The organism is Bradyrhizobium sp. HKCCYLRH2015 (assembly GCF_051168215.1).
Taxonomy (GTDB): domain Bacteria; phylum Pseudomonadota; class Alphaproteobacteria; order Rhizobiales; family Xanthobacteraceae; genus Bradyrhizobium.
In genome coordinates this window covers 396,241-409,146 of sequence record NZ_JBNPUO010000006.1, presented here as the reverse complement: position 1 = coordinate 409,146, position 12,906 = coordinate 396,241, and the positions used below count along the sequence as shown (strand labels likewise).

The window sequence follows — 12,906 nt, the reverse complement described above, 5'->3', positions numbered from 1 at the left end:
TTCCGGATCGCCTTATGCGGATCTTAATCGCAACCGACGCCTGGCACCCTCAGGTCAACGGCGTCGTGCGCACGCTCACCTCGCTGGCGCGCGCGGCCACAGGCCTCGGCGCCGACATCACCTTCCTCACGCCGGAGGGGTTTCCGTCGTTTGGCGTGCCGACCTATCCGGGCCTGCGCCTCGCCGTGACCAACGGCCGCGAGATCGCCCGCCGCATCGAGGCCGCTGCACCCGATGCGATCCATATCGCCACCGAAGGCACGATCGGCTGGGCGGTGCGCCGCTACTGCCTGCGCCACGGCCTGCCGTTCACGACGTCCTACACGACGCGCTTCCCTGAGTATGTCTCGGTGCGCACCGGCATTCCCGATGCCGTCGGCTACTGGGTGATGCGCCGCTTCCACGATGCGGCCGCGATGACCATGGTAGCGACCAATTCGCTGAAGCAGGACCTCGCGTCGCGCGGCTTCAAGAAGCTGGGTTTCTGGACCCGCGGCGTCGATACGAAACTGTTCAATCCGGATGAGCCGGTCACGCTCGATTTGCCGCGCCCGGTGTTCATGACCGTCGGCCGTGTCGCGGTCGAGAAGAACCTCGAGGCGTTCCTGTCGCTGGACCTGCCGGGCTCGAAGGTCGTGATCGGCAACGGTCCGCAGAAGGCGGAGCTCGAGCGTCGCTTCCCCACCGCGCATTTCCTCGGCGAGAAGACCGGCAAGGACCTGACCGCGCACATGGCGGCCGCCGACGTCTTCGTGTTTCCCAGCCTGACCGATACGTTCGGCGTGGTGCAGCTGGAGTCGCTGGCGTGCGGCACGCCGGTCGCGGCCTTCCCCGTGACCGGTCCGCTCGACGTCATCGCCGACCATCCGATCGGGGCGATCGACTGGGATCTGCGCGCGGCGTGCCTGAAGGCGCTGACGATGTCGCGTGAGACCTGCCGGGCGTTCGCGCTCGACCGCTCCTGGGAGAACAGCGCGCGCCAGTTCATCGGCAATCTCGCCGTGCTGCAGCCGTCCCGCGTCGTGCGACCGACCCCGGTGCTGGCCGGCCAGAGCGCGGTGCGCGGCTGACGGCGGATCTTGCGTCACTCCATCAATTCCAAACCAAGTGAGATGTAACGATGGCAGAAACCATGAAGCTCGACGGCGCGCGGGAGCTCGACTTCGATCGCGAGCAGGTCGAGCAGGCCTATGACCGCTGGGCGCCGATCTACGACCTCGTGTTCGGCGGCGTGTTCGAGAAGGGCCGCCAGGCCGCGATATCGGCCACCAACAAGCTCGGCGGCCGCGTGCTCGAGGTCGGTGTCGGCACCGGCATCTCGCTGCCGCTCTATGCGCCGCATGTGCGCGTGTTCGGCACCGACATCTCCGAGGCGATGCTCGGCAAGGCGATGCGCCGCGTCGCCGACCAGCGGCTGAAGAACGTCGAAGGGCTTGCGGTGATGGACGCGGAGCAGCTCGATTTCCCCGACGATTCGTTCGACGTCGTGATGGCGCAATATGTCGTCACCGCGGTGCCGAACCCGGAGGTCGCGCTCGATGAGTTCGCCCGCGTCCTGCGCCCGGGCGGCGAATTGATCATCCTGACCCGCGTCAGCGCCGATGCCGGCATGCGCCGCGTGATCGAGCAGGCGTTGCAGCCGGTCGTGCGCCGCCTCGGCTTCCGCACCGCCGAATTCGGCTGGTCGCGCTACATGCGCTGGCTCGCCGGAGCGCAGCGCATGGAGCTGGTCGAGCGCCGGCTGATCCCGCCGCTCGGCCATTTCTCGCTGGTCCGTTTCCGCAAGCTGGAGCGTGCTGCCGCGGCTTGAAGCCGCGGCGACCGTCTACCGCCGCTGCGGCGTTCTCCGTAGTCCAAAACGTTTCACTGCGTCCGATCGTGTGACATCTTGATGATGTCACACGATCTACACCGAATCCCTGTACACGACCTGCAACTCATACTTCGGAGCAACCATGATCAAGCATTTCCTGGAGCAGCTGCGGATCCAGCGCTGGGACGACCATCGCTACTATCATCACAGCCGTATCAATCAGAGCCTGCACTTTGTCAGCGCGCTCAGCTTCATGATCGCCTACGTGATGATGGTGTTCGATCCGCTGGTCTCGGCGCTGATCGGCTGGCTGGTGTCGATGACCTCGCGCCAGGCGGGCCACTTCTTCTTCGAGCCGAAGGGCTACGATCACGTCAACCAGGCGACCCACGAGCACAAGGAAGAGATCAAGGTCGGCTACAATCTGCAGCGCAAGGTCGTGCTGATGTCGATCTGGGCCGCGGCCCCCGTGGTGCTGTATCTGCAGCCGACCCTGTTCGGCCTGCTGCCGCCCTGGACCTCGGCGATGGAGTTCGTCCGCGAAACCGCCAAGCTCTGGCTCGTGATCGGCATCGGTGGCCTGCTGTTCCGCACCATCCATTTGTTCTTCATCCGCGACGTCGAGACCGGCCTCGTCTGGATGACCAAGATCATCACCGACCCGTTCAACGACTTCATGCAGTACCGCTCGGCGCCGCTGGCGCTGCTGCGCGGCGAGTTGATCGATCCGGGCCTGCATCTCATGGGCGAGACCCTCGAGGAGCAGCACGCCTGATCGGACCGATGCGTCGGAGTTGCGCGATGCCCGGGCCGGTCCCGGGCATCGGTGTTTGTGGGGGCTGTCGATGTTGAACGCAGGCTGTCGCGGCAAGGGCAGTGCGCCCCCTCTCCCGCTTGCGGGGGAGGGGCGGGGAGGGGACAGGCTTGCTCCGCTGATCGTGAGAGCGCGTCGTGCCGCGGCCCCCACCCGTCGGGCTCTGCGAGCCCGCCGACCTCCCTCGCAAGCGGGGGAGGCGCTGGCCTCAGCGCCCGAACGCGGCGCCGAGCATCTCCTTCAGGATCTGGCGCTTGATCGCCTTGTTGGTGAGCGTGCCGTCGTTCCACCACCAGCCGTCCTGCTTCATCTTCTCGGCCGCCGAGACGAAGCGCCTGGTCACCTCGGCGAAATCGGCGTCGGTGTAATTCAGGCTGAAGATGAAGCGGCCGGTGCCGACCCAGCTCAGCGCCAGGCCCTCGGCGCGCAGATAGTATTGCAGCATCCAATTGTAGCGCGACGGCACGGTGTACTCGACCAGCCAGATCGACTGCAGATTGGAGACGCGCACCGGCAGCTCCTTGGCGGTGAGGTCCGCGTTGAGCTGCGCGGCACGGCCATTCCAGGTCTCGTCCAGGCCGTCATAGATGGCGCGGAAGTTCGGGCTGTCGAGCCGGCTCAGGAACTCGTCCATTGCCGCCATCACGTAAGGATGCGAGTTGAAGGTGCCGCGCGCGAAGCAGATGTCGGCCGGGCGGTCGTCGCGGAAGCGGCGCATCAATTCGCGCTTGCCGCAGACGACGCCGATCGGCAGTCCGCCGCCGAGGCTCTTGCCGTAGGTGACCATGTCGGCTGTGATGCCGAAATACTCCTGTGCGCCGCCCGGCGCGAGCCGGAAGCCGAGGAAGACCTCGTCGAACAGCAGCACGATGCCGCGCTCGCTGCACACCTCGCGCAGCTGCTTCAGCCAGGCGGTGTAGGCCTCGCGGTCGTACTTTCCTTTGCGCGAGGAATCGACCAGCGCGGAATCGCCGGGCGCATTGCCGTTCGGATGCAGCGCCTGCAGCGGATTGACCAGCACGCAGGCGATGTCGCGGCGGGTACGCAGGACATGCAGGGTTCGCTCGGACATTTCGGCGAGCGTGTAGGTCTCGTGCGGCGCAATCGGATTGCCGACGCCGGGCTGCACGTCGCCCCACCAGCCATGATAGGCGCCGGCGAAACGCACCAGATGGCTGCGACCGGTGTGGTAGCGCGCGAGCCGCACCGCCTGCATCACCGCCTCGGTGCCGGACATGTGGAACGAGACCTCGTCCATGCCGGACAGCTCGGTCAGGCGCTTCACATTGTCGGCCACGACCGGGTGATAGAGCCCGAGCACCGGACCGAGCGCGCTCGCGCGTCGCTCGGCGGCTGCGATGCACTCCTTGTAGAAATCGTAGCCGAAGATGTTGACTCCGTAGGAGCCGGTGAGGTCGTAGAACTGATTGCCGTCGAGATCGGTCAGGGTGACGCCCGACGAGGCCTGCATGAACGAGCCGGCGCCGAGCTGCTCCTTGACCAGACGGCTGTACTGGAAGGGGACCCGGTAGCTCTGGGTGAACTGCAGGTCGGAGATGCGGCTTGCGGCCTCCGCCGTCAGCGCGCGGCTCTTGGCGAACCTCTCCTGGAACAACGCGCCGAGTCGGAAGAAGCCGTCCTGGCGCTTCGTGGCGATCGCCTGCGGCGCGCCGTCGGAGCGGAAGAAGTCGTCGATCTCGAACTCATAGCGCGGGATCAGCCTGGAGATCCGGCGCGACATCTTGGAATGGCCGGCCAGCGAGCGGTGCTTGGCGCGCGACAGCTCGATGCGGGCCTTGACCTTCGGGGCCATGGCGGCCGTCACGGCAGCGCCAACGGCGAGCGATACATAAGGAATCGAGTTTTCCATCATGTCCAAAAGCGCTAACCACTCCTGCTGACAGATTCATGACAGTCAAAAGCCTGATCGCCTCCGTCACCCAACAGGAAGACCTCAACTTCCTGCTCACCAACCGCGTGCCGCGCGCCGCGCTGACCCGCTTCATGGGCTGGTTCTCAAAGATCGAGAACCCGCTGGTCCGCGACGCCTCGATCGCGCTGTGGAAGCTGTTCTCCGACCTCGATCTCTCCGAGGCCAAGGAGAACCGCTTCAAAAGCCTGCACGCCTGCTTCACGCGCGAGCTGAAGCCCGGCCTGCGGCCGTTCGATCCCGATCCTGCCATCGTCACCAGCCCGTCGGACGGCATCATCGGCGCGCACGGCCTGATCCGCGACGGCGAGCTCTATCAGATCAAGGGCGCACCCTATTTATTGCGTGAGCTCGTCGCCGATCCCGCCGTGGTCGACACCCACCGCAACGGCTGCTTCGTCACCTTGCGTCTCACGTCGAGCATGTATCACCGCTTCCATGCGCCGTACGACATGACGCTCGAGCATGTCAGCCTGATCCATGGCGACGTCTGGAACGTCAATCCGATCGCGCTGAAGCGGGTCGAGCGGCTGTTCTGCAAGAACGAGCGCGCCGTGATCCGCACGCATCTCGCCTCGGGCGAGCCGTTCACGATCGTGCCGGTGGCGGCGATCCTGGTCGCGAGCATCCGCCTGCATGCGCTCGACCGCGTATTGAACGCGCAGACCGAGCGGCCGCTCGCCTACCCCTGTCACAACAATGTGCGCAAGGGAGACGAGCTCGGCTGGTTCGAGCACGGCTCGACCATCATCCTGCTCGCGCCGGGCGACTTCACGTTCTGTCCCAATGTCACGGAGGGCGCCCGCATTCGCGCCGGCCAGCCACTGTGGCGCAGGCGCGTCGCCGCCGGATGAATGTCGGGTCCCTGCCTGCGCAATCTCGATTTCGTCGTTGCGCAGTCCTATATCGGAGCGTTCAACTGACGAATCAGACCGCGGGAGTTGCGGTCGTTGCGGCTCGGGAGAGGCGATGGCGAGAGCGCCGATCATGGCGGCAGGTGGCATCGTGCTGCGGCGGGAACAGCCGCCGCGCATCGCGGTCGTGCGCCTGCGCAAGCGTGACGAATGGGTGCTGCCGAAAGGCAAGCTCGACGATGGCGAGACGCCCCGCGACGCCGCCAAGCGCGAGGTGCTGGAGGAGACCGGCCACAAGGTCACCGTGCATGAATTTCTCGGCACCCTGGTCTACGACACCGGAACGCGCTCCAAGGTCGTGCACTACTGGCGCATGGAAGCGGCCGGCGAGCCGTCGCAGCCGCTGATGGACGATGTCCGCGCCGTCGACTGGCTGCCGCTCGATGCGGCAGTGGGGCGGCTGTCGCGCGACCATGAGAAGACCTTCCTGGAGACCGTCGGGCCCTACGCGCTGGCAGGCCTGATCCGCAAGACCAAAGCGAAGTCCGCGCCCGAGGTGGCGGCGAAGACCGCCGCTGACAAGAAGCCGGTCGAGAAGCCCGCGGTGGAGACGGCGGCGCTCGCGGCAAAGCCTGCAACGGCCAGGAAGCGCCGCAGCCGGATCGTAGAGCAGCCCGCCCCGGCGCCGGAGATCGCCGACCTCGCGATCGACGTGCAGGGCGAGCAGCCCGCCGAAGCCGTGCTTGCGGCTGCGGCGCCCGGCCTCGATCAATCCGAACCGATCGTCTTGGAGACGACGGCTATGTCGGTGGAGGCGGACCTAGCCCCGCTGCCGGCCGAACCCGTAGCGATGGAACGCGAGCCCGCCGACCTCGAGCGCATCGAAGCGGTCGCCGCCGCGATCAAGTCGCTGCTGCCCACCCCGGTCGCGCCGGATGCCGATGTGAGCCGCCAAAGTGAGGACGGGCTTGATCCCGGCGCTGAGGCCATGCCGCCTGAGGATGCGGCCGCCGTCGATGACGAGGCGCAGGACGGACCGCGCCGCCGCAGCCTGGCGGAGAAAATGCGGGCGTGGCTCGGCCGCGCCGCTTGAGCCGGACGGCGACGCGACCGACCAAGCGGTTGTACCGTCCGCCCTTTGCACGTGCTGGCCTGGGCAAGTCCCGCGGGCCGCTGCTGAAAAATTGTTGCGAACCATTGGCGCCATCGCGGGTTGATGCGGGTCCGTCAATGGAGACCCCGCATGAGCGCGTCGCGCGAGAATGCCTTACCCCTTTCCAGGCCTGCGCCTCTGTCCGTCACGCTTCAGATCAACGGCGAATTGCGTACCCTGCCGGTGTCGCCCTGGACCACGCTGCTCGATCTCCTGCGCAACCATCTCGATCTCACCGGCACCAAGAAGGGCTGTGATCACGGCCAGTGCGGCGCCTGCACCGTTCTGATCGACGGCCGCCGCGAGCTCTCCTGCCTGACGCTCGCGGTCATGAAGGACGGCGCCGAGATCACGACCATCGAGGGACTCGCCAAGGGCGATGACCTGCACCCGCTGCAGCAGGCCTTCATCGATCACGACGCCTTCCAATGCGGCTATTGCACGCCGGGCCAGATCTGCTCGGCGGCCGGCCTGATCGCCGAGGGCAGGGCGAAGACGAAGGAGGAGATCCGCGAGCTGATGAGCGGCAACATCTGCCGTTGCGGCGCCTATCCGAACATCGTCGGCGCCATCGAACAGGCGATGGGAGGAGGACGATGAACAATTTCGACTATGCCCGCGCGAGCGATGTCGCCGAGGCCGTCAAGCTCAAGGCGGCGGTGCCGGAAGCCAGGTTCATCGCCGGCGGCACCAACCTGATCGACCTGATGAAGTATCACGTCGAGCAGCCGCGTCAGCTGATCGACATCAGCCGCCTGCCGTTGACGAAGGTGGAGGAGACGAGCGCCGGCGGCGTCAGGATCGGCGCGCTGGTGCCGAACAGCACGCTGGCCTATCACCCGGTCATCGAGAGCCGCTATCCGCTGCTAGCGAGCGCGATCCTCGCCGGCGCCTCGGCACAGCTGCGCAACATGGCCTCGACCGGCGGCAACCTGCTGCAGCGGACACGTTGCGCCTATTTCTACGACGTCGCCACGCCCTGCAACAAGCGCACACCCGGCGCCGGCTGCTCGGCCATCGATGGCCTCAACCGAGGCCACGCCATCCTCGGCACCAGCGCCGACTGCATCGCGACCCATCCCTCCGACATGTGCGTCGCGCTGGCCGCGCTCGGCGCCACGGTGCATGTTACCGGGGCCTCGGGTGAGCGCCTCATCGCCTTCGCCGATTTCCACCGGCTGCCTGGCGACCGGCCGGATCTCGACAACACGCTGCGTGCCGACGAGATCATCACCGCGATCGAGCTGCCGCCGCAAGGCTTCGCGTCGCACCACAGCTATCTGAAGATCCGCGACCGGCTGTCCTATGCCTTCGCACTGGTCTCGGTCGCCGCTGCGCTCGATCTCGACGGCAGCCAGATCCGCGAAGCACGATTGGCGCTCGGTGGCGTCGCCCACAAGCCGTGGCGCAACCAGGCTGCCGAGGACGCGCTGCGCGGGCAGGCGCCGGATCCCCAGGCGTTCGGCCGTGCCGCGGACATCCTGCTCAAGGAAGCCAAAAGCTCCGGGCACAATGCGTTCAAGATCCCGCTCGCGCGTCGCGCGATCGTCCGCACGCTGACCCAGGCCGCGAACGCAACCCCGCAGATCCAAGCCATCAAGACCATCCGGTGACGTCATGACAGCTCACATCGGCACTGCCACCTCCCGCGTCGACGGCCGCGCCAAGGTCACCGGTGCCGCCAAATATGCCGCCGAGTTCACCGCGCCCGATCTCGCCTTCGGCGTCGTGGTCAGTTCCACCATTCCGCGGGGGCGGATCGTGCGCATCGATACCAGCCGCGCGCTGGCGGTCGACGGCGTCATCGACGTGCTGACTCACGCCAACCGGGTCAGGATGGCGGACAAGGATGACGACTATCGCGACGAGGTCGCGCCGGAGGACGGCTCGCCCTATCGCCCGCTCTACGATGACAGAGTGCATTTCAACTACCAGCCGGTCGCGCTGGTCGTGGCCGAGGACGAGGACACCGCACGCTTCGCCGCAACGCTGGTCGAGATCGACTATGAGGTCGAGAGATTCGCGACGGATCTGCATGCGCTGCGCGAGCAGGCGTTCAAGGTCGACAAGCCGGTCAAGCCACGCGGCGACGCGACAAGGGCGCTCGCCGGCGCAGCCGTGCGTCACGACGCGGACTATGGGGTGCCGATCGAATATCACAACCCGATGGAGCTCTACGCGTCGACGGTGCTCTGGCGTGAGGGCGGCAAGCTCGTGGTCTACGACAAGACCCAGGGCGTCCAGAACGTGCAGCGCTATGTCTGCAGCGTTTTCCGATTGAAGGAGGACGACGTCCAGGTGATGTCGCCGTTCGTCGGCGGCGCGTTCGGCTCCGGCCTGCGGCCGCAATATCAGGTGGTGCTCGCCGCCATGGCGGCGCTGAAGCTGAAGCGCGCGGTGCGCGTCGTGCTCAGCCGTGCGCAGATGTATGGCTTGTGCTATCGCCCGGCGACGATCGAGCGGCTGGCGCTCGGCGCCCGTGAGAACGGCACGCTGGCGGCGCTGACGCAAGAAGCCATCGCAATGACCTCGCAGCACGAGGCGTTCTCGCGCAACGACATCGGCTGGGGCGAGGTGCTCTACACCTCCGCCACTTCGCGCGCGACGCATCGGCTCGCCAGGCTCGACGTGCCGACGCCGGGCGACATGCGCGCGCCCGGCGCCGCCAGTGGCGTCTACGGTCTCGAATGCGCGATGGACGAGCTCGCCGTCGCGCTCAAGATGGATCCGCTCGAATTGCGCCTGCGCTGCTATTCCGATCGGGATCAGGACAAGGATCTGCCGTTCTCCAGCAAGCGGCTGAAGGAGTGCTATCAGCAGGGCGCCGGGGCCTTCGGCTGGTCGAAGCGCAATCCGGAGCCGAGGTCGATGCGTGACGGCCGAGAACTCGTCGGCTGGGGTATGGCGAGCGGGGCCTGGGAGGCCTTGCAGATGCCGTTCGCGGCGCGGATTGTGATGACGGCCAACGGACATGTCGAGGTGTCGAGCGCGACCTCCGACATCGGCACCGGCACCTACACGATCATGGCACAGGTCACCGCCGACATGCTCGGCGTGCCGCTCGACAGCATCAATGTGAAGCTCGGCGACTCCACGCTGCCGAAGTCGCCGGTGGAGGGCGGCTCATGGACCGCAGCCTCGATCTCGCATGCGATCGTCAACGCCGCTGATGATATCCGGGCGGAGCTTTTGAAGATCGCGCACACCATCCCGGGCTCGCCTTTGCAGGGGCTTGGGGCCGACGAGGTGACGCTCGCGGGTGGCGCGATCGTTGCCATCGCGGATCGCAATCGTTCGGTGCCCATGGCCGACGTCATGCGCCATGGCGGCATGGACCGGATCGAAAAGGAGCGCGGCTCGGAGTTCGAGGACGACGACAAGCACGCGCACAACACGCATTCGGCCGTTTTCGCCGAGGTGAAGATCGACGAGGAGCTCGGCGTCGTCAGGGTGACGCGCATCGTCAATGCCGTCGCCGCCGGGCGCATCCTCAACACCAAGACGGCTTCGAGCCAGATCATGGGCGGGGTCGTCATGGGCATCGGCATGGCGTTGCACGAGGAAGCCCAGATCGACCAGCGGTTTGGGCGCATCATGAACGCCAACATCGCCGAGTATCACATGCCGGTGAATGCCGACGTTCACGATATCAAGGTGATCTTCGTCGACGAGGAGGATCGCACCATCAACAAGATGGGCATCAAGGGCGTCGGCGAGATCGGCATCGTCGGCGTCGCCGCGGCGATCGCCAACGCGGTCTATCACGCCACCGGAAAGCGTATTCGGGATTTGCCGATCACCTTGGACAAGGTCGTGGGGTGAGCCGTCTTCGCTCCGCCATAATGGCGCCAGAGCGACCGCGCTCGCCGCACTCTCTCCCTTGTTGGCGCCGTTTCGAAACATCTCTCCATGCTTCCGCCCCACGCCGTCCGAAATCTCGGAGAAGGATGCGCCGCCCGCGAGAGGGCGATCATTGTGGGCGTGAGGCGGGAGAAGCATGGTCGAGATCGACGTCGCGGCTTTCGTGAGATCCTGTGCCCCCGCCACCATCCGCCTGACGATGCTGTGCGCGGCGCTCGGCCTGTCGGGTTGCGCCACGGCGCAGATGACGCAGAGCGGCGCGCTCGCATCCTATCAGGCGCTGGCGGAATCGAACGGCCTGCTCGCCAAGTCGCAGCTCAACGTCGACAAGGACAATGTGCTCGCGGCCCAGACCGTGCGTATCATGCCGACGTCCTTTTCGGGGCAGGCCGGCGCGGTGCTGACGGACCAGCAGCGGCAGCTCGTCGCCAATGCGGTCGACCGCGCGCTGTGTCTCAACCTGAGCGAACGCTTCACGGTCGTTGCGCCCAATCAGAGAGCCGATCTGACGACGCGCACCTTCATCACCCAGGCGTCGCCGACCGATCCGGTCGCCGCCGGCGCGTCCAAGGTCGTGTCGGCCGTGCCTGGCGCGCTGGGCGTCCCCGTCCCAGTGCCGCGGCTGCCGATCGGGCTCGGCAGTCTCACGATCGAGGCGGAAGCGCTCGACCGCAAGGGCCGGCAGCAGGCCGCGATGGTGTGGGCGCGCGGCGCCAACTCGTTCACCAACTCGCCGGTGCTGTCGCAGGCCGGCGATGCCTACGATCTGGCAAGTTCGTTCAGCGCCGATTTCGGCCAGATGCTCGTGACCGGAGAGACCCCGTTCGGCAAGCCACCGAAGCTGCCGTCGATCGAACGCATCGGCGCGGCGCTCGGCGGCAAGCCGAAGAACGCGGCGTGCGAGGCGTTCGGCAGGGACCCCGGGCTCATCGGCATGGTCGCCAACCGTCTGGGCGCCCCGCCGGAATGGGTCGACAAGGGGGCTGTGCCGAGCGACGCCCAGGCGAGCACGCAGATGGCGAAGCAGTAGCGGTCATCTGCATCCGCATGCCACGGCAAAGCGAGACGCGGCGCGATGCGGCTGCATCGGAAAAAGCGTTGATGCGGCGTGATGCTGGCACGCCTCGGGGCGCGGCCGGCGCGCGCTACTCCGCCGCCTCGCTCTTGCCCTCGATCAGCAGCACGTCGAGGCTCTCGATCTCCTGCATCGCGCGGCCGGCGATGCCTTGGAGATCGCCATACAGGCCCGCCGTCGAATCCAGCACGCCGCGCAGTTGCTCCTCGCGCTTGGCCCACAGACGCATCATCGTCTTGCGCTCGCGGTCGAGATCCGACTGCATCTCGGTGAAGCGCTCGACGATGGCGTCGATGCGGTGGCGGAAGCGGGGGCCGGTGAGATAGGCGTAGACCATCTCCATCTTGGTCTGCTGGCCCTCCTGCGCGAGCTTGCTGCAGGCGACGTCGATCAGCGACTGGCGCAGCGCCTGCGACAGCGGCAGCGCGAAGCGCGGCTCGGCGACCCAGACGCCGTCGATCAGGTCGAAGCCGTCGACCCCCTTGGGCAGCGCGCTCGAGACGATCAGCGCGATGTCGGCCTTGGCGGCGCGCAGGTCGTCGCGCAGCTTCACGAGCCAACCATCGCTCCAGTTCTTGGTGCGCTTGGATTCCCACAGGATCGCGCCGCAGGCCTGGCCGCCCGGGCCGACCACGCGATGGATCACGTCGCCGCCGAACTCGCCCTTCGGCACCGGCTCGACCAGGTCGCGGGGAAAGCGCGCGCGCAATTGCGATTCCAGCTCGATCTCCAGCGCCTCGCCCTGAAGCTGCTGCGAGCCTTGCTCGGCCTTGCGGCGAAGCTCCTCGATCTGCCGCTGCATGCCGGCGATCTGGGTCTCCTTCTCGGCGACCTTGGCCTTCAGCGAATCCTCAGCCTCGAGCCGGGCCTTGTCGCGGACGGCGGCGAGATTCTCCTGCACCTTGGTCTCGATGGTGAGATCGAGCTCGCGGCGGGCCTCGTCGAGCTCGCGCTGCTTGCGCAGCATCTCGGCCTGGGCCTTCTGTGCGTCGGCGAGCTTGGCGTCCTTGCTGACGATGGCCTCGTGCAGCTCGGCGAGCTGGCGATCGCGGTTGCCCATCTCATCGGCCACCGCCTGCCGCGCCTTCTCGGCTTCGGTCTGCGCGATCGCGGCGCGTTCGGCCTTCAGCTTGGCGGCGACCTGCTGGTCGATCGCGGCCTTGGCCTGCGCGATCTGCGCCTGCGCGGCCGTGAGCTGCGCCTCGCGGCGGCCGAAATCGGCTTCTTTCGCCTGGAGCTGCTTCTCGAACTGCCGGCGCGTCTCCGCGATCAGGGGCGCTGCGAGCTGCTCGGTCAGCTTGATCTCGGTGCGGCAGGAGGGGCAGACGATCTGAGGATCGGTCATGATTCGCATCCTTCCATGAAGGCCGAATCTACCCGGCCGCCGCGCGGGCTTTAACCCACGC

Annotated in this window: 11 protein-coding genes; 9 read left to right on the top strand and 2 right to left on the bottom strand. The window is 66.9% G+C overall.

Annotated features, from left to right (window positions below):
• The first annotated feature begins 14 nt into the window (after positions 1-14).
• From ACQR1H_RS18400 to ACQR1H_RS18390, 3 genes are all read left to right on the top strand, one after another.
• Positions 15-1,070 (top strand): glycosyltransferase family 4 protein, encoded by a 1,056-nt coding sequence (locus ACQR1H_RS18400; RefSeq protein ID WP_316217598.1) that lies wholly within the window; start codon positions 15-17, stop codon positions 1,068-1,070.
• Positions 1,071-1,120: 50 nt separating this feature from the next.
• Positions 1,121-1,810: a class I SAM-dependent methyltransferase gene (locus ACQR1H_RS18395; RefSeq protein ID WP_315804383.1), complete on the top strand. Its 690-nt coding sequence runs from the start codon at positions 1,121-1,123 to the stop codon at positions 1,808-1,810.
• Positions 1,811-1,955: 145 nt separating this feature from the next.
• Entirely contained in the window at positions 1,956-2,588 is a 633-nt protein-coding gene (locus ACQR1H_RS18390; RefSeq protein WP_316177869.1) for a hypothetical protein, read from the top strand.
• Between the two features lie 247 nt (positions 2,589-2,835).
• Here ACQR1H_RS18390 and ACQR1H_RS18385 read toward each other — a convergent pair whose 3' ends face one another.
• Complete coding sequence (locus tag ACQR1H_RS18385) at positions 2,836-4,500, bottom strand: aminotransferase class III-fold pyridoxal phosphate-dependent enzyme (protein ID WP_434887434.1); 1,665 nt, start codon at positions 4,498-4,500, stop codon at positions 2,836-2,838.
• Between the two features lie 35 nt (positions 4,501-4,535).
• On the opposite strand from ACQR1H_RS18385, the gene asd reads away from it, so the two are divergent.
• The 6 genes from asd to ACQR1H_RS18355 all read left to right on the top strand — a co-directional run bounded on the left by asd (position 4,536) and on the right by ACQR1H_RS18355 (position 11,455).
• The gene (asd, locus tag ACQR1H_RS18380; RefSeq protein ID WP_434907966.1) at positions 4,536-5,411 is read left to right on the top strand and encodes an archaetidylserine decarboxylase; all 876 of its coding nucleotides are present in this window, start codon (positions 4,536-4,538) and stop codon (positions 5,409-5,411) included.
• Between the two features lie 115 nt (positions 5,412-5,526).
• Positions 5,527-6,504: an NUDIX hydrolase gene (locus ACQR1H_RS18375; protein WP_315804386.1), complete on the top strand. Its 978-nt coding sequence runs from the start codon at positions 5,527-5,529 to the stop codon at positions 6,502-6,504.
• Positions 6,505-6,654: 150 nt separating this feature from the next.
• On the top strand, positions 6,655-7,164 hold the full coding sequence (locus tag ACQR1H_RS18370) for a (2Fe-2S)-binding protein (protein ID WP_434907965.1): 510 nt from the start codon (positions 6,655-6,657) through the stop codon (positions 7,162-7,164).
• Complete coding sequence (locus tag ACQR1H_RS18365; protein WP_434839183.1) at positions 7,161-8,177, top strand: FAD binding domain-containing protein; 1,017 nt, start codon at positions 7,161-7,163, stop codon at positions 8,175-8,177. The genes ACQR1H_RS18370 and ACQR1H_RS18365 overlap by 4 nt, the downstream gene beginning before the upstream one ends.
• A 4-nt stretch (positions 8,178-8,181) precedes the next feature.
• On the top strand, positions 8,182-10,386 hold the full coding sequence (locus ACQR1H_RS18360) for a xanthine dehydrogenase family protein molybdopterin-binding subunit (protein WP_434907964.1): 2,205 nt from the start codon (positions 8,182-8,184) through the stop codon (positions 10,384-10,386).
• 175 nt (positions 10,387-10,561) lie between these two features.
• A complete protein-coding gene (locus ACQR1H_RS18355) occupies positions 10,562-11,455 on the top strand; it encodes a DUF3313 domain-containing protein (protein ID WP_434845464.1) in 894 nt (297 codons plus the stop codon).
• Positions 11,456-11,570: 115 nt separating this feature from the next.
• Here the strand turns inward: ACQR1H_RS18355 and ACQR1H_RS18350 are convergent, their stop codons facing one another.
• Entirely contained in the window at positions 11,571-12,845 is a 1,275-nt protein-coding gene (locus ACQR1H_RS18350) for a DUF2130 domain-containing protein (RefSeq protein ID WP_434863841.1), read from the bottom strand.
• Positions 12,846-12,906 lie beyond the last annotated feature (61 nt).